This is a genomic window from Cupriavidus sp. GW823-FHT07A04 (assembly GCF_058794615.1).
The window spans coordinates 26386-43124 of record NZ_JBXAHA010000025.1; the positions used below are offsets into that span (position 1 = coordinate 26386).

17 protein-coding genes are annotated in these 16739 nt (G+C 66.6%); 11 read left to right on the top strand and 6 right to left on the bottom strand.

Annotated features, from left to right (window positions below):
- The first annotated feature begins 32 nt into the window (after positions 1–32).
- From AC1Q7Q_RS34050 to AC1Q7Q_RS34065, 4 genes are all read left to right on the top strand, one after another.
- Positions 33–1187: a WD40/YVTN/BNR-like repeat-containing protein gene (locus AC1Q7Q_RS34050; RefSeq protein WP_492375488.1), complete on the top strand. Its 1155-nt coding sequence runs from the start codon at positions 33–35 to the stop codon at positions 1185–1187.
- A 53-nt stretch (positions 1188–1240) separates the two neighbouring features.
- Positions 1241–2113 carry a DUF72 domain-containing protein gene (locus AC1Q7Q_RS34055; protein WP_492375487.1) on the top strand — a complete coding sequence of 291 codons (873 nt, stop codon included), beginning with the start codon at positions 1241–1243 and terminating at the stop codon, positions 2111–2113.
- Positions 2114–2182: 69 nt separating this feature from the next.
- Positions 2183–3604 (top strand): ATP-dependent RNA helicase DbpA, encoded by a 1422-nt coding sequence (dbpA, locus tag AC1Q7Q_RS34060; RefSeq protein ID WP_492375486.1) that lies wholly within the window; start codon positions 2183–2185, stop codon positions 3602–3604.
- Between the two features lie 64 nt (positions 3605–3668).
- Positions 3669–4517: a PA4780 family RIO1-like protein kinase gene (locus tag AC1Q7Q_RS34065; protein ID WP_492375485.1), complete on the top strand. Its 849-nt coding sequence runs from the start codon at positions 3669–3671 to the stop codon at positions 4515–4517.
- Between the two features lie 24 nt (positions 4518–4541).
- Here AC1Q7Q_RS34065 and AC1Q7Q_RS34070 read toward each other — a convergent pair whose 3' ends face one another.
- Together AC1Q7Q_RS34070 and AC1Q7Q_RS34075 are read right to left on the bottom strand one after the other, a co-directional pair.
- Positions 4542–5108, bottom strand: coding sequence for an acyloxyacyl hydrolase (locus AC1Q7Q_RS34070; RefSeq protein WP_492375484.1), 567 nt, complete (start codon positions 5106–5108; stop codon positions 4542–4544).
- 175 nt (positions 5109–5283) lie between these two features.
- The gene (locus AC1Q7Q_RS34075) at positions 5284–6447 is read right to left on the bottom strand and encodes a DUF2855 family protein (protein WP_492375483.1); all 1164 of its coding nucleotides are present in this window, start codon (positions 6445–6447) and stop codon (positions 5284–5286) included.
- 50 nt (positions 6448–6497) lie between these two features.
- Between AC1Q7Q_RS34075 and AC1Q7Q_RS34080 the strand changes: the two genes are divergently transcribed.
- On the top strand, positions 6498–7217 hold the full coding sequence (locus tag AC1Q7Q_RS34080; RefSeq protein ID WP_492387266.1) for a TetR/AcrR family transcriptional regulator: 720 nt from the start codon (positions 6498–6500) through the stop codon (positions 7215–7217).
- Here AC1Q7Q_RS34080 and AC1Q7Q_RS34085 read toward each other — a convergent pair.
- Positions 7192–7839: a CDGSH iron-sulfur domain-containing protein gene (locus tag AC1Q7Q_RS34085; RefSeq protein ID WP_492375481.1), complete on the bottom strand. Its 648-nt coding sequence runs from the start codon at positions 7837–7839 to the stop codon at positions 7192–7194. The genes AC1Q7Q_RS34080 and AC1Q7Q_RS34085 overlap by 26 nt on opposite strands.
- A gap of 256 nt (positions 7840–8095) precedes the next feature.
- On the opposite strand from AC1Q7Q_RS34085, the gene AC1Q7Q_RS34090 reads away from it, so the two are divergent.
- The 4 genes from AC1Q7Q_RS34090 to AC1Q7Q_RS34105 all read left to right on the top strand — a co-directional run bounded on the left by AC1Q7Q_RS34090 (position 8096) and on the right by AC1Q7Q_RS34105 (position 12537).
- Positions 8096–8545, top strand: coding sequence for a CBS domain-containing protein (locus AC1Q7Q_RS34090; RefSeq protein WP_492375480.1), 450 nt, complete (start codon positions 8096–8098; stop codon positions 8543–8545).
- Positions 8546–9278: 733 nt separating this feature from the next.
- Entirely contained in the window at positions 9279–10769 is a 1491-nt protein-coding gene (locus tag AC1Q7Q_RS34095) for an MDR family MFS transporter (RefSeq protein ID WP_492375479.1), read from the top strand.
- A gap of 75 nt (positions 10770–10844) precedes the next feature.
- Complete coding sequence (locus tag AC1Q7Q_RS34100) at positions 10845–11483, top strand: glutathione peroxidase (RefSeq protein ID WP_492375478.1); 639 nt, start codon at positions 10845–10847, stop codon at positions 11481–11483.
- Positions 11484–11745: 262 nt separating this feature from the next.
- Positions 11746–12537: an oxygen-binding di-iron domain-containing protein gene (locus AC1Q7Q_RS34105; protein ID WP_492375477.1), complete on the top strand. Its 792-nt coding sequence runs from the start codon at positions 11746–11748 to the stop codon at positions 12535–12537.
- A 21-nt stretch (positions 12538–12558) separates the two neighbouring features.
- Here AC1Q7Q_RS34105 and gstA read toward each other — a convergent pair whose 3' ends face one another.
- Positions 12559–13185: a glutathione transferase GstA gene (gstA, locus tag AC1Q7Q_RS34110; protein WP_492375476.1), complete on the bottom strand. Its 627-nt coding sequence runs from the start codon at positions 13183–13185 to the stop codon at positions 12559–12561.
- 135 nt (positions 13186–13320) lie between these two features.
- On the opposite strand from gstA, the gene AC1Q7Q_RS34115 reads away from it, so the two are divergent.
- A complete protein-coding gene (locus AC1Q7Q_RS34115; RefSeq protein ID WP_492375475.1) occupies positions 13321–14232 on the top strand; it encodes a LysR family transcriptional regulator in 912 nt (303 codons plus the stop codon).
- Positions 14233–14250: 18 nt separating this feature from the next.
- Here the strand turns inward: AC1Q7Q_RS34115 and AC1Q7Q_RS34120 are convergent, their stop codons facing one another.
- A complete protein-coding gene (locus AC1Q7Q_RS34120; RefSeq protein ID WP_492375474.1) occupies positions 14251–15144 on the bottom strand; it encodes a LysR family transcriptional regulator in 894 nt (297 codons plus the stop codon).
- 93 nt (positions 15145–15237) lie between these two features.
- On the opposite strand from AC1Q7Q_RS34120, the gene AC1Q7Q_RS34125 reads away from it, so the two are divergent.
- Positions 15238–16233: an NmrA family NAD(P)-binding protein gene (locus AC1Q7Q_RS34125; protein ID WP_492375473.1), complete on the top strand. Its 996-nt coding sequence runs from the start codon at positions 15238–15240 to the stop codon at positions 16231–16233.
- An 8-nt stretch (positions 16234–16241) separates the two neighbouring features.
- On the opposite strand, the gene AC1Q7Q_RS34130 is transcribed toward AC1Q7Q_RS34125, so the two are convergent.
- Positions 16242–16715, bottom strand: a complete 474-nt coding sequence (locus tag AC1Q7Q_RS34130) for an isochorismatase family protein (RefSeq protein ID WP_150985420.1) — start codon at positions 16713–16715, stop codon at positions 16242–16244.
- Positions 16716–16739: the final 24 nt, after the last annotated feature.

The following is a 16739-nucleotide window of genomic DNA, read 5'->3' on the forward strand; positions in this document are numbered from 1 at the left end:
TGAAGGCTCGGCGCTCAAGCGTGGAGGTCAGCATGAACGATCAACTTCTCATTGGCACGCGCAAGGGCTTGTTGATGCTGCGGCGCGACAGCGCGCTCACCTGGCTGCAGGAGTCGGTGCATTTCCTGGGCGAGCCAGTGAGCATGGTGCTGGGCGATCCGCGTGACGGTGCCTTGTATGCGGCACTCAACCTTGGGCATTTTGGCGTGAAGCTATGGCGGCGCAGGGCGCGCGGCGTGGCGTGGGAGGCTTGCGCGGTGCCGGTTTATCCGCCCCAGCCGGAGCCGGATCCGCCCCGGGACGCGGCCGTGCCGGGCGTACCCATCCCTGCGCAAACCGGCGAACCCGCGATCGCCGCGCCGGCGGTGCCGTGGTCCTTGCAGCAGATCTGGTCGATGGAAACCGGCGGGACCGACGAGCCCGGCGTGCTGTGGGCCGGCACCTTGCCGGGTGGCTTGTTCCGCTCGGGCGACGGCGGCGCCAGCTGGGCGCTGAACCGGCCGCTGTGGGACCGCCCCGAGCGCAGCGAGTGGTTCGGCGGCGGCTACGATGTGCCGGGCATCCACTCCATTTGCGTGGATCCGCACGATAGCCGCCACGTCACCGTGGCCGTGTCGTGCGGCGGTGTGTGGCAGACGCGGGACGGTGGCAGGAACTGGGCCTGCACGGCGAGCGGCATGGTGGCCGACTACATGCCACCGGAGCGGCGCGAGGATGGCAATATCCAGGATCCGCACCGGCTGGCGCAATGTGCCGGCCATCCGCATGCAATGTGGGTGCAGCACCATGGCGGGATCTTTCGCTCCGGCGATGCGGGCATGCACTGGCAGCGCTTGCACGCCAAGCCGTCGAGCTTTGGCTTTGCCGTGGCGGCGCATCCGCGCCGGCCCAATACCGCGTGGTTCGTGCCGGCAGTCAAGGATGAATGCCGCGTGCCGGTGGACGGCAAGCTGGTGGTCACCCGCACGCGTGACGGCGGGGTGAGTTTTGAGGCATTCTCCGAGGGGCTGCCCGCGGCGCCGTCGTATGACCTGATCTACCGGCACGGGCTGGCGGTGGATCATACCGGCGAGCGGCTTGCCATGGGCTCCACCACCGGCAGCCTGTGGATATCGGAGAGCGGCGGGGAGCGCTGGAAGCTGTTCTCGGCACATCTGCCGCCGATTTACTGCGTGCGCTTTGTTTGAGTTGTCCGCGCGCGCTCAGGGCCCATCGATTCACCTGGACAGGACGCGAACGCATGGCTGAAGCAAGCGCTAGGAGCACAACCAAATCCCACGAAGCGCCCATCGCCCGCGTCGGCATCGGCGGATGGAACTTCGCCCCCTGGCGCGACAACTTCTATCCCGCCAGACTGACGCAAAGCCGGGAGCTGGAATACGCCAGCCGCCAGCTCACCGCCATCGAGATCAACAGCACTTACCACGGCACCCAGAAGCGCACTTCGTTTGCCAAATGGCGCGACGAGACGCCGGATGGCTTTGTGTTCTCCGTCAAGGCATCGCGTTTTGCCACCAACCGCCGCGTGCTGGCGGAGTCCGGCGAGTCCATCGCGCGCTTTCTCGACAGCGGCATCGCCGAGCTGGGCGACAAGCTCGGCCCCATCGTCTGGCAGTTCGCGCCCACCAAGCCGTTCGACCCGGAAGATTTCGAGGCCTTCCTGGCGCTGCTGCCGGCATCGGTCGAAGGACGCAAGCTGCGTCATGTGCTCGACGTGAGGCACGAGAGCTTCATGACGCCAGCCTATCTCAAGCTCGCGCGCAAGTACAAGGCGGCCACCGTCTTCACGGACTCGGACAAGTTTCCGTCCTTCGCGGATCTCACCGCGGATTTTGTTTATGCGCGGCTGATGCGCAGCGCACAGACGCTGAGGAGTGGCTACGCGCCCAAGGCGCTGGATGCGTGGGGCGAGCGCGTGCAGGCCTGGGCGGCGGGCGGGAGGCCGGAGGATCTGCCGCAAGTGGATGCCAGCGCACCTGCAAGGCGCAAGCGCGAAGTCTTCGTGTTCTTTATCAGCGGCGCCAAGGAGCGCGCGCCGGCAGCGGCGCAGGCGCTGCTGGCGCGGCTGGGATGGCAGGCGCCGCCCTGGGAAGCCGGCGCCAGGGGTAAATAGACGCAGGGAGGCGACGGGAGGCGACAAATTGACGACAGAAGCGCGGTAGCCAGCCCGGTATAATCCGGCATGACCTCAAGCCCTACCCAATCCGCAGCGCCCGCCGCTGCCGGCGCCTCTTTCTCCAAACTGCCCCTTTCGCCCGCCACGCTGGCGACGCTGGAGCAGCTCGGCTACCAGACCATGACACCGATCCAGGCGGCCAGCCTGCCGATCGCGCTGGCCGGCCAGGACCTGATCGCGCAGGCCAAGACCGGCAGCGGCAAGACCGCCGCCTTCGCGCTGGCGCTGCTGAACCGGCTCGATGCGCGCCGCTTCGACGTGCAGGCGCTGGTGCTGTGCCCCACGCGTGAACTGGCCGATCAGGTCACGCAGGAAATCCGCCGCCTGGCGCGCGCGGAAGAAAACATCAAGATCCTGACGCTGTGCGGTGGCTCGCCGATGCGCCCCCAGGCCGACAGCCTGGCGCATGGCGCACATATCGCCGTGGGCACGCCCGGCCGCATCATGGATCACCTGGAGCGCGGCACGCTGAACCTGGATGCGCTCAACACGCTGGTGCTGGACGAAGCCGACCGCATGCTCGACATGGGCTTCTTCGACGACATCGCCTATGTGGCAAGCCACTGCCCCAAGGAGCGCCAGACGCTGCTGTTCTCGGCCACCTATCCCGAAGGCATCGCCAAGCTCAGCCAGCAGTTCCTGCGCAAGCCGCGCGAGGTCAAGCTGGAAGAGCAGCACGATGACAGCAAGATCCGCCAGCGCTTCTACGAGGTGGCCGACAGCGATCGCCTGAACGCCGTGGGCCTGCTGCTCAACCATTTCCGCCCGGTCAGCACGCTGGCCTTCTGCAATACCAAGGCCCGCTGCCGCGACCTGGTCGACCTGCTGCGCGCGCAAGGCTTCGAAGCCCTGGCGCTGCACGGCGAGCTGGACCAGCGCGAGCGCGACCAGGTGCTGGTGCAGTTCGCCAACCGCAGCTGCTCGGTGCTGGTCGCCACCGACGTGGCCGCGCGCGGGCTGGACATTGCCCAGCTCGAAGCGGTGATCAATGTCGACGTCACGCCCGACCCCGAGGTCTACGTCCACCGCATCGGCCGCACCGGCCGCGCGGACCAGGATGGCTGGGCGCTTAGCCTGGCGAGCATGAACGAGATGGGCCGCGTGGGCAATATCGAGCAGGCCATGGGCGCCGAGATGGAGTGGCAGCCCCTGTCCGACCTGACTCCCGCCAGCAATGAGCGCCTGCTGCCCCCCATGGTCACGCTGCAGATCCTTGGCGGGCGCAAGGAAAAGATGCGCCCCGGCGACATCCTCGGCGCGCTCACCGGCGACGCAGGCTACGCCAAGCACCAGATCGGCAAGATCAACGTGATGGACATGTCCACCTACGTGGCGGTCGAGCGTTCGATCGGGCGCGAGGCGATGCGCAAGCTGAATGACGGGACAGTGAAGGGCAAGCGCGTGAAAGTGCGCATGCTGACGGAATAACGGTGGCCGCGACGCTGCTGTCCCCGCGCATGGCGGGCTCGCCGTGCCCACTTGGTGCTGCCCGATGAAAACGCCGAAGCGGCTCCAGCCGCTGGTCGAAGACGGCCTGGTCGACGAGGTGTTGCGCCAGTTGATGAGCGGCAAGGAAGCCACCGTCTATGTCGTGCGCAGCGGTGGCGAGATCCGCTGCGCCAAGGTCTACAAGGATGCCGCGCAACGCAGCTTCCGCCAGGCCTCGACCTACCAGGAGGGGCGCAAGGTCAAGAACAGCCGGCAGGCGCGCGCCATGGAAAAAGGCACGCGCTACGGGCGCAAGGTGGCAGAAGAAGCCTGGCACAACGCGGAGGTGGATGCGCTATACCGCCTTGCCGCCGCCGGCGTGCGCGTGCCCACGCCGCACCTGTGCTTCGAGGGCGTGCTGCTGATGGAGCTGGTGGTGGATGCCGAGGGCAATGCCGCGCCGCGCCTGAATGACGTGGCGCTGAGCCCGGAGCAGGCGGTGGCATTCCACGACGCGCTGATCGAGCAGGTGATCCTGATGCTGTGCGCCGGCGTGGTGCACGGCGACCTGTCCGAATTCAACATCCTGGTGGACGCCGACGGCCCGGTCATCATCGACCTGCCGCAGGCGGTGGATGCCGCCGGCAACAGCGAAGCCAGCGCCATGCTGGAGCGCGATGTGGATAACCTCGCGTTTTACTTCGGCCAGTTTGCGCCGGCGCTCAATGGTACGCAGTACGGCAAGGAAATCTGGGCGCTTTACCAGGCCGGCTTGCTGCATCCTGGCGTGAAGCTGACCGGCCAGGTTGCCGTGGACGACACCCCGGTGGACGTGGACGCCGTGCTGGCGGAAGTGGAAGACGTGATCCTGGAAGAAGAGGCGCGCCAGCGCTACCTGCAAAGCGCGGAGTAAGGCGGCAGCGCGGCCGCGCTGCGCTCAGAACTGCGCCGAGTACTGTACGAGCAGGAAGTTGATGCCGGGGTTGGGCCGCTTGATCCTGCCGTTGGAGTAGTGCTGCAGGCGCAGCGCGACTTCGGAGTGCATGGCATCGTCAAAGTGGTAGCCGATGGCGATGCGGTCGCCGAACTGGAACGCCGTGGAGAACACGGTCGTATCCGAGATGCGGGTGCGCGAGAGCAGGTGGGCGCCGATGGCGAGATCCACGAAGGCTGTCGCGTTGCCCCCACCCTGCAAGCGAAAGACGGGCGTCAGGCCGATGTCGCCCATTGCGCCGCTGCTGCCGCCATGCGGATCCCAGGCGCCCGCAGAAATCTCCAGCCCCAGGCGCAGCCTGACCGATCGCGCGGCACTGTCCCACAGGTCCTGCCTCAGGTCCCAGCGCAACTCGAGGCGGCCAAGGTTGGCTTCGGGCGCAATGCCAAGCGAGACGCCGACGCGAGCGGGCTCGAACCAGCCAGCGTTGGCGATGGGCGGCGGGTTTGCCTGGGCGTAGGTACAGGCGCCGTGCAGTGCGAGTACGCCGGCAAACGAAGAGACGCGCATCGAGAGATCCTCGCAACGGACTGCAGGGCTCTCGTCCAACGCGTGGCTGCCCGGCTCTTCGTTTGATCATACACACTGGCAGTCAGGCTCGCCGGGCTTTCGTCTGCGAGGAGCCCGGCGCGGCCACTCGCGTGCAAGCCCCGTCCGCGCACTGGCAACAACAGGCATGCGGCGCTCAACCGAGCCGCACCACGTACCCCGCCTTCGGCTCGCTTCCACCTGCCAGCAGGCTCGCGATTCTCTCCTGCGCGGCGCCGAAGCCCCGCGCTTCGATCAGCGTCAGCCAGCCGTTCGCCGGCTCTTTCACATAATCGATAAACGCGCGCTGCGCTGCGTTGAAGCGCCGGTTCACGCCTTCGGGCCCCCAGTCGGCATTGCGCTTGCGGATCTGCACCGGTGCGAAATAGAACTCGGGCTTGGGCCCGGGCAGGCCGGTATCGCGCAAAAAGCCCGTGTTCTGCGCCGAGCCGGCAAAGCAGTCGTACACCAGCGCGTCGCCAAAGTGATGGTGCACGCGTGCGCGCAGCGCTTCGTCGCCGGAGAAGTCCACGTAGAGCGTGGGCACGTCGGTGCTAAGCGTTTCCAGTCCGTCGTAGCTGACCACTTCCTCGTAGCAGCCAAGGCCTTCGACAAAGGCGCGGTTGCGCTCCGAGGTAATGGCGGCCAGCGAGATGCCGGGGATGTCGCGCAGGCAGAAGGCGGTGCCATAGGCGGTCTTGCTGGAGGCGCTGGACACTACCAGCCGGGTCGTGCCGAAGAAGCGGTTGTCTTCGAGGAAGTCGGCCAGCATGAACGACGTGATGAACAGTGGCCGGTACAGGATCTGGTAGTTCTCCAGCTCGGGTGCGTAGGCGGCGTCGTTGGTCACGCGGGTGTACTGGTTGTACGCGGAGGTCAGGGACCGGCGGTGCTCGATGGCATCGTAGAAGCCGCGCTCGGTCACGCGTTCGGGCTGCATGCGGATATGACTGGCGATGGGGAAGTAGCCGTAGAAGCGCTCGCCCGCCGCCACGCCGGGCACCTTGGAGTCCACCACATCGGCAAAGCCCCACACCGGCATATGGCCCCATTCTTGTTGCCCGGTGGGAAAGAACTGCCAGTAATTCATGGCGTCGCCGAAGGCGGCGTAGGTGATGTTGTTGGTGGTGAGTGCGAAGCGGTCGATCTTCAGCAGGACTTCGCCGGGGGCGGCGTCGGTGCGTTCCTGGCGCGCTTCCAGCCGGCTTTCATTTAGGGCATGCTTGCGTGTCAGCAGTCGGGTGACCGTGAGCGATTGTTCGGCGCTGTCGTTGTGACTGCCTTGGTGGCTGCCATGGTCGCTGTGCTTCGTCTGATCCATCGTCTGTCCCATTTTCTGTCCCTTTCTCACCGTCGAGGTCGATGCCACCAATGTATCGCCGCAAGCAGGCCGCCGGGTTCGGAAACGCGGGTGCCGCGGCCGAGCCGGCGCAAGCGCCTGCCAGGCCGCTGAAACGCCCGTCGCAGCAGCGCGCGCGCTTTACCGTGGATGCCATTTACGAGGCGTTTGTTCGGATATGGCGGGCGCGTGGCTGGGACGGCGTGACCACGCGCGCCGTGGCGCTGGAGGCCGGATGCTCCGTAGGCACCCTGTACGAGTACTTCCCTAACAAGGAGGCGCTGCTCTCCGGCTATGTGCGGCACACCATCGAGCTGCTGCTGGCGCGCATCGAGGCCGAAGTGGCGGCCGCACCCGGGCTGGACTGGCGCACGCGCGTCCAGCGCCTGGCACGGCTGACCTGCGGCGCCGACGATGCCTCGCTGGAGGGCTTCGAACACGAGATGCTCATGCTGGAAGCGCGCATCGCCGAGACCAAGCATCACCGCCGTGTGTTCGATGAGTTGTACGCGGCCTGGCAGCGCGCGCTGGCGGCATGCCCGGATTTGCCGGGCGCGCCGGACCCCGCCACGGTGCGAAGCCTGCTGGAGGTGGTCTGGGGCGCGCGCCGCTATCGGCTGCTGCTGCAGGCTGCCGAGTCCTCGCGGGCGGCATGGGTGGCGCAGATGGAGCGGCTTTGCCTGCTGGCGCTGGGGGCCGCGCCGTTGTCTTCGGATCCTATGGATTTTATGGATCCTGCGCGTCGCTCCTGAACCCTACCTTCTTGTGCGTGCCGTCGCAGAACGGCTTGTTGCCCGACTGGCCGCAGCGGCAAAACCAGGCCTCGGTCATGCGGGTGATGGTTCTGCCGGTGCCGCTGATGACTTCAAGATTGCCTTTGACGCGCAGCGGTCCGTTGGGGATGGGATGGATATCGAGGGGCCCATCGCGCTGCGCCAGCGGCTCCGATGCCACGGTGGCGGCCTCGCCGGTGGCGACGAAACCCGCGCTGGCGTGGCTGCCGTCGCACAGGGGCTTGTTGCGCGAAGCGCCGCAGCGGCACAACGTCAGGCGAAAGCCGGCGGGCTGGCCATCGATGGTGATGGCGGCGCGCAGCGCCAGCGGGCCGTTCTCGAACACGCGCACCACATTGACCAGCGGCGCCGCCTCGCCGGGGGAATCGTCGACGTTCTGGTAGCTGATGGCGCCCGATGGGCAGTTGTGCGCAATCTCCGCGATTTCTTCGGCGCTGGCGTTGTCGGGGTGGATCCACTCGCCCTGCACGCCGGGCACGAACACGTCCGGGCGGTCCAGCACGCAGTGGCGCGAATGGATGCAGCGGCTGTCGTCGAAGAGCACGATGACGCGCTTGCCGGCAACGGACTCGGTGGCCATGGCTGGCCCTCCTGCGCATTGCGCGCCAGGTGGCGCGCTCCCTTTCCTTTATAGCGCTTGCCGGCGGGTTTGCGCAGTGCTTTTCAGCGGCTTGGTTTTTTTGCAAAGATTCGTGTGCGTCACCCTGTAAGGCGTGCGCGCGTGGTGCTAATCTGAAGGCGATAGGCAGCGGCGCGGTGCGCAGGTGCCCTGCCAGGCGCTCCCGCCTTTGCGCGGGTCGTGTTGCAATCCGTTGGGATCGAACAAGGAGTGGGTGATGAAAACTGCACGACAGGTTCTTGAGTCCAAACCGACTCAGGCTATCTACAGCATTCCCCCTGGCGCCACGGTTTATGCTGCGCTGCAACTGATGGCGGAAAAAGGCATTGGCGCGTTATTGGTGATCGAACGCGGCGATATCGTTGGTATTTTGAGCGAGCGGGATTATGCGCGGAAGGTGATCCTGATGCAGCGGACTTCCCGGGAGACCTTTGTTCGCGACATCATGACGTCGGCGGTGATTTATGTGCGCGGGGATCAGAGTACCGATGAGTGCATGGCGTTGATGACGCAGCATCGGTTGAGGCACTTGCCGGTGATGGACGGCGATGCCCTGGTGGGCATGTTGTCGATCGGGGACCTGGTCAAGGATATTATTTCCGAGCAGAAATTTATCATCGATCAACTGGAGCACTACATTAGCGGGACGCCCCATCCCAAGCTCTGATCTCATTGCCCCGGTGATTCCTGGTAAATGGAAGCTGATTTACCGCAGGTTCAAGGGCTTAAGGTCACAAGCTTAAAGTCAAAGGCAGTTTCATGACCCCTGCGGGGCGCCGGCCTGTTTTCCTGTCTCGCCAAAAGGGCAGGCCAGGAAGGCGCCCCATACGGCCTTGGCACATCTTCACGTCTTGCTTCGCTGCGTGTGACGGGTGGCTTGTTGGGGGCCAGCCCAATCTGGCCCCGCTGTATTGGGTACGCTCCCGTCCCTGCCGGCAACAAAAAAACTACAAAATTCCGTATTTTTGCTTCGTGTCGGCTTGCTGGCAGATGGCCGCTCGTACTGAACAGAAGTACGCACGTTCAGGCAAAAGGCACGTCGGCGCCGCATCAGAAACCAACTTAGTGCCGCACTCCATATTTGGTATCCGCATATAATTATGCATTCACTGAATTAGGCCCGCCCGGGCCGTGCAGGCGGCATCTGCCAGCTCGTGGCAGTTCTCGATTCGCGCAGCGCTGGGTACGCGTCAAATCGGTTGATTTCAATTTTGTGGCCATGTTCCCCGATATAGGCTGACAAACGAGGTGGTTTGTTGGCGGTTGGGCGCAACGTTGGTTGCTCATGACTACGCGCCCCGCTGCCTCCGATGCCTCCGATGTCTTCCTCCGCTCCTGCTTCATCTGCTGCTTCTGCTGCTTCTGCTGTTGCTACCCCTGCCCTGAGCCATCAGGCCATCATGCGCGTGATCGGCGGGATCATCCTTTGCATCTTGCTGTCCGCGCTGGACCAGACCGTGGTGATTCCGGCGGTGCCGGCCATTGCCAATGACCTGAACGGGTTTGGCCATCTGTCGTGGATCGTGACGGCCTACCTGATCACTTCCACCGTTTCCACCCCCTTGTACGGCAAGTTGTCGGATACCTATGGCCGGCGCCGGCTGCTGATGCTGGCGATCGCGCTGTTCATCCTGGCCTCGGTGGCGTGCGCGATGGCGGCTACGCTGGAGCAGCTGATCCTGTTCCGTGCGCTGCAAGGCATTGGCGGTGGCGGCTTGATGTCGCTGGCGCAGGCGGCGATCGCGGATGTGGTGGCGCCGCGCCAGCGTGGGCGTTACCAGGGTTACCTGGCGACCGTGTGGGCGGTGGCTTCCATTGCCGGCCCGCTGGTGGGGGGCTGGACGTCGGATCATCTGTCGTGGCGCTGGCTGTTCTGGATCAATGTGCCGCTGGGGCTGCTGGCCATGTTCATGTGCTATCGGGGCTTAAGCCAGCTGCAGGTGCGTGGCGGCTCGGCGCGGGTGGACTGGGGCGGCGCGTTGCTGCTGACGGTTTCCATTGTGGCCTTCTTGCTGGCGATGAGCTGGGGGGGCGATGTCTACGACTGGATTTCGCCAGAGATCGCTGGCCTGGCGCTGCTGGCCTTGGTGGCGGTGACCGCGCTGGTCTGGCAGGAGCGCCGCGCGGGCGACCCGATGCTGCCGCCGCGGCTGTTCCGCAACCGCGCTTATGTGCTGGGCGTGGCGGCGTCCGCGATGGCTGCGCTGAATATCTTCTTGTGCATCTTCGCGCTGCCGCTGCATTTCCAGCTGGTGCGCGGAGCCGACGCGTCGGAGTCCGGCTTGCTGGTGGTGCCGTTCCTGCTCTCCACGGTGGCGGGCAATTTCATCGTGGCCGGGCTGGCGCCGCGCCTGGGGCGCATGCGCGGCATCCTGACCGGTGGTTTCATCGCGGCGGCGCTGGGCTTGCTGGCGCTCGTGGCGGTTTCGCCGTCCACGCCGCTGGCGCTGGTGTTGCTGGCCATGATGGTGGCCGGCGTGGGGCTGGGCATGACCATGGTCGGCACCTTGATGACGGTGCAGAACGTGCTGGAGCGCCGCGATACCGGCGCCGGCACCGGCGCGCTGCTGGTGCTGCGCTCACTTGGCAGCGCCTTTGGCGGCGCGCTGGCCGGCACCTTGCTGACGCTGGAATTCCGCCATGCCCTGCACGCTTCCGGCGTGACGCAGGCGCTGGACCTGGGCGCGCTGCGCCACGGCAGCGAGGCGCTGGCCCATCTCTCTCCCGCAGTGCGGGACGTGCTGACGGGCGGCGTGGAGTCGGGCTTCCGGTTGATTTTTGCCGTGGGCACCGTGGCCGCCCTGCTGGCGCTGGTGATCGTGCGCCGCATGCCGGACGTGGAGTTGCGCAGCAGCGTGACCGAGCACGCGGCCACGCTGGCCATGGAGTAAGCGGGAGGAGGCTTGCGCATCCATTTCACGCCCAACGGCGTAAACTACGGACAGACCATCTCCGGAGTTTCCTACATGCGCAGCCTTCCCGAACAGCGCTCACGCGCCCTGCAACGCATCGCCTTGTCCGGCGCGTTGGTCCTGGCCGCTGCCGCCGCTGTTGTCGCCGCGCCGCGTCTTGCGCAAGCCGCCGATACCCCGGCAGCCACCGCCGCCAAGCCGGGCGGCGCCTGCCCGGCCTCGCTCAACTTCAAGTTCCCCCGCCTGCAGGACGAAGCGCCGCAAAACCTCTGCCAGTACGCCGGCAAGGTCGTGGTGGTGGTCAATACCGCCAGCTATTGCGGCTTTACCCCGCAATACGAAGGGCTGGAGGCGCTGTACGCCAAGTACCGCGAACGCGGGCTGGTGGTGCTGGGCTTCCCGTCCAACGACTTTTCGCAGGAGCCGGGCTCCTCCAAGGAGATCGCCGACTTTTGCTACAACACCTATGGCGTGAAATTCCCGATGCTGGGCAAGTCGCACGTGCGCGGCAGCGATGCCAATCCCATGTACGCGCTGCTGGCCAAGCAGTCCGGCACCACGCCCAAGTGGAATTTCTACAAGTACGTGATCGACCGCAACGGCCAGGTGGTAGGCAGCTATAACAGCATGACCAAGCCCGACGACAAGCAGTTCGTGAGCAAGATCGAGCAATTGCTGGACGGCGCGCGCTAAGCCACCGGGCTACTAAGCTGCCATCGGCACCGCACGGCTTCGCAGCCGTGAAGCCGTGCGCCACCAGGTTGAGCGCGGTAAAGCCGATCCCGGCCAGGCACACCGCCTGCCAGCCGCCAAGCGCCCAGGTGGCGCCGCGCACACTGCCCTTCAACGTGGCCGCCCCCATGGCATCGGCGCACGATTCGCTGGCTTCTTGACCAGCGTCAAGCCGCCGGGGCGCCGCCATCGCTACTTTCGCCGCTTTGGGGAGAGACAGACGATGGCCATCACGCTATACGATGCCGGCGGGCACACCTGCCTGCTGTTTTCGGACCTGGTCGAGGAGGAGCACGGCGAGGTGGTGCAGACCAACCAGTTCCTGATCGTCGACGCCGGCCACGGCGCGCTGATCGATCCTGGCGGGCACATGACCTACGGCGAGCTGTACCTCGCCATCAGCCGCTACTTTCCGCCCAAGCAGCTCGACTACGTGCTGGCGTCGCACGCCGATCCGGATATCGTGGCCTCGGTCGGGCGCTGGCTGACCGCCTCCGATAGCCGCATCCTGATCTCGCGCGTCTGGGCGCGGTTCTTGCCGCATTTCTGCCAGGCGGGCAAGACGCAAGGGCGCATCGTCACCATCCCCGATGCCGGCATGCCGATCGCGCTGGGCAACTGCACGTTGCTGGCGGTGCCGGCGCATTTCCTGCACTCGGAGGGCAACTTCCAGTTCTACGATCCCATCAGCAAGATCCTGTTCTCCGGCGACCTGGGCGCGGCCATGACCAGCGCGCGGGAAGCCGGCGCGGTGGTGAGCGATTTTGCCGCGCACACCCGCGCCATGCTGCCCTTCCACCAGCGCTACATGAGCGGCAACCGCGCCTGCCGGCTGTGGGCCAACATGGCGCGCGGGCTGGATATCGAGTGGATCGTGCCACAGCACGGCCCGTCGTTTCGCGGCAAGGTGATGGTGGCGCAGTTCATCGACTGGGTCTCGACGCTGGAGTGCGGGCTGGACCTGCTTAGCCAGGACAACTACAGGCTGCCGCCCGTCACCACAACGGCAGCCTGACGCCCGGCACCGGTTGCACGATCAATCGCGCGCCAGCCCCTCGGCCACCAGCGCCTCGTGCACCTTCGGCCGCGCGGCCACGCGCGACAGGTAGGCCTGCAGCGCGGGGTAAGGGTTGAGCGGTATCTGCAGCATATTGGCCCAGTTGGCGACGGCGAAGCAGTAGGCGTCGGCCACGGTGAACTGCGTGCCGCACAAGTAGTCGCGCGTGGCCAGGTGCCGGTCCAGCTCGGCGAAGCGCAGGGCCACCTTGGCCAGGCAATCCTCGCGTGTGCTCTGCGCGGTTTCCTTGTGCCACAGCCACGGGCTGAAGACCTTGTGCAGCTCGGTGGAGACCAGCGTCAGCCAGCCCACCGCTTCCAGGCGCGCCTGGGTGCCGGCCGCCGGCAGCAGCGCCTTGCCCGGGGCGAGGTCCGCCACGTATTGCAGCAGCGATGCGGCTTCGGTGTGGCGCGAGCCATCGTCCAGTTGCAGCATCGGCACGTAGCCGCGCGGGCTCACCGCGTAGAAGTCGTCGCTGCCGTTTTCCGGCTCGCTCAGCTTGTGCCGGGCCAGGTCGACCTTGGCGAGCGAAAACGGCAGGCCGGCTTCGCGCAGTGCGATATGCACGGCCAGGGAGCAAGCGCCAGGGGAGTAGTAGAGCTTCATCGGGTAGTCCTCGCTGTTTTGGGTTCGGTTTTTCAGGGTTTGCCGCCACGCCTTGTGGTGGCAGTGCAGGCAGTCTAGGATTGCGAAAGCGCAATCACAATGCGCACTGACGCAAGCTATGGCTGCAAATCTGCAATGAACATACCCTACCAACTCTCTTCCCCCGATCTCGACGTGGTGCTGGCATTGGTGCGTTGCGCCACGCTGGCCGAAGCCGGGCGCCGGCTCGGGCTTGATGCCTCCACCGTGTTCCGCGCGCTGCAGCGCATCGAGAAAGGGCTGGGGCGGCGCCTGTTCGAGCGCAGCCGCGCGGGCTACCTGCCGACCGAACTTGCCCAGCAGTTCGCACAGCATGCCGAACGCATCGAGGCCGAGCTGGAGGCGGCGCGCGCGCATGCCTCGGTGTCGGCCGGCACGGTGTCGGGCCTGGTGCGCATCACCACCACCGATACCGTGCTGCATGGCATGGTGCTGCCGGCACTGGCGCCGCTCGGGCGCAAGCATCCCGGGCTGAGCTTCGAGCTGATCGCCACCAATGAGCTGGTCAGCCTGACCCGGCGCGACGCCGACATCGCCGTGCGCGCCACGCGCCATCCACCCGATCACCTGATCGGCAAGTGCCTCGGCCCCTTGCGCGTGGCGGTGTTCGCGGCGCGGGAGTTGGTGGAGGCGGCCGGCATCGCGATCCCCGGGCACGGCGGCGCCGTCGACCTTGCCGCGCTGGCCACACTGCCGTGGATCGCGCCGGACGAGGCCATGCCCGATCACCCGTCGGTGCGCTGGCGCCGCAAGCACCTGCCGCGCGTGGTGCCGCAGTACCGCGTCAACAGCATCGCCGGCGTGCTGGAAGGCGTCGAGGCAGGGCTCGGCGCCGGCATTGTTTCGCTGATGATCGGGCGGCGCAGCGGCAAGCTGGTGGCGCTCACCGGCACGCTGGACGAGTGCGACACCGACCTGTGGCTGCTGACACATCCGGAGTCCCGGCATCTGCGGCGTATCGCCACCGTGGTCAGCCACCTGGCGGAGCATGTCAGGCTGGACGCGTAGGGCGTTGAGAACGTGCGCTCACGGCGCCGCCAGCGCGGCGGGAATGGCGCTGGCCAGAAAATCGTAGACCGCGCGGATACGCGCGCTGCCGCGGATTTCCCGGTGCACGGTGAGCCAGACCGGCAGTGGTGGAATGGACAGCGCGGGCAGCACCGTGCGCACGCGCGCATCGCCGGCGGCGATATAGCGCGCCGCAAAGCCCACGCCCAGGCCGGCGCGGATCGACTGCCACAGCACGATATCGTCATCGCTGCGCACCGCGAACGCCTCGCGCGTGATCTCCACGCCCATGGCGCGAAAGCCGCGCAGGATCGTGTCGTCGCCGTCATAGCCGATCAGGTCGAAGCGCGGCAGGTCCTGCGCCGTGCGCGGCACGCCCTTGCGCCGCAGGTAGTCCTCGTGGGCGCAGGCACATAGCGCCACGGACGCCACCTTGCGCGCGATCAACGATGCCTGCACCGGCCGCACCATGCGGATGGCGATATCGGCCTCGCGCCGCAGCAGGTTGCTGACGGCGTTGGACGACACCACTTCGATGGCGAGTTGCGGCTCGCGCAGGCGCAGGTCTGCCAGCAGCGGCGGCAGCAGGTAGCTGGCCACCGCGCGGCTCGCGGAGATGCGCACCGTCCCCGCAATGCCCGCCTGGTCGCGCGCGAGCGTGCGCGCGACCGCGTCCGCGCCCTGCTGCATCACCCGCGCATGCCCGGCGATGGCGCGCGCAGCCTCTGTCGGCTGCAGGCCGTGGCCGGTGCGCTCGAACAGCGGCACGCCGAGCTGCGCCTCCAGTTGCGCCACGTGGCGCCCCAGCGTGGGCTGGCTGCTGGAAAGCTGGCGCGCCGCGCCCAGCAGGCTGCCGGCCTCCATCACGGCCAGGAAGGAGCGCATCAGCGTCCAGTCGAATGCTTCGGCCATTTTCTCCATCGCTCCTTGCCTGGCGTTCTATTCAAAAATGAATTCGCGTGTTGCATATTCATGCAATTGTGGCGTAGCGAAGGATTGCCCACAATGGTCTTCAGGCGATACCGCAAGGAGAACGTGATGCAGGAGAACATGATGCGCGACACCGTATTGATACTTGGCGCCAACGGCCGTCTAGGCCGCACCCTGGTGGATGCCTTCGCGGCGGCCGGCTGGACGGTGCTGGCGCAGGCACGCCGTCCGCTGGCGGGCACGGCAGCGCACAACGTGCGCAGCCTGGCTATCGATGTGGCCGACACCGCGCAACTGCTCGCCGCCGCGCGCGGCGCCAGCGTGGTGGTGAACGCGCTCAACCCGGTCTATACCGAATGGGAGCAGCACGCCGAAGCACTGACGCGCAGCGGCATGGAGGTGGCTCAGGCGCTGGACGCCTTGCTGCTCTATCCCGGCAACGTCTACAACTTCGGCGAGTCGATGCCGCCGCTGCTGCGCCCCGATACCGCCGAGCGGCCCAGCGCGCGCAAGGGCGAGATCCGCCACGCCATCGAGGCCGGCCTGCGCGAGCGTGCGCCCGAGCTGCGCAGCGTGATCCTGCGCGCGGGCGATTTCTTCGGCGGCCCGGGGCGCGGCGCATGGATGGACCTGGCGATCGCCAAGTCGCTCGATCAAGGCAAGGTGGTCTATCCCGGCCCGCGCGACCGCGCGCATGCCTGGGCCTACCTGCCCGACCTGGCGCAGGCCTTCGTTGCGGTGGCAGGCCGTCACGCCGATCTGCGCGGCCATGCCGTGCTGCATTTCGCGGGGCATACGCTAACGGGCGATGAACTGGTGAGCGCGCTGGCCGAAGCCAGCGGCATGGCGCACGCACCGCGCGTGGGCGGCATGCCATGGTGGCTGATCCGCGCAGGCGGCGCGGTGGTGCCCATGTGGCGCGAGCTGGCCGAGATGGCTTACTTGTGGAAGGTGCCACATGCGCTCGATGGCACGGCGCTGGAAGCCCTGGTGGGCGAGCTGCCGCGCACGCCGCTCAAGCAAGCGCTGCGCGCAAGCCTGGGGGAACTGGGTTTGCGAGTGGCCGCCTGAGTGTGGCGTCAGGCCTGCCCAATGATGTCGGCGCGCGTCACCACGCTGCCGAAATGATGCCGCCACAGCGTCTCGCCCAGCGCACCGGAAGGATCGAGAGACGACCCGACGGTGAGATCGGAGATCAGCGTGGGCTGCAGGCCCGCATCGAACAGCGCGAAGCCCGCTGCCAGCACGCAGGTCTCGGTCTGGATGCCGGCAACAAGCACACGTTCTGGCGCCAGCTCACGCAGATACGCAATTGCCTCGGCGCACGGCAGGTAGCCATGCTTCACGAACACGCGATCCGCCGGTATGAGGGACTGGTCGCCCGTGCCGGGCGCCCAGCCGAGCTGGCGCATGAACGGCGTGCGCGCTTCGTCATGGTGCTCCACGGTTGCTACCGAAGGCATCTGGCCGATCAGTGGCAACAGGCCATCGATCAGCCATTGTGGCGGCGAGAAGGTGGGCTGAACGTCGACGATCAACAGGGCTTGTCGCAAGGTATTCTCTCCGGAGATCGCATC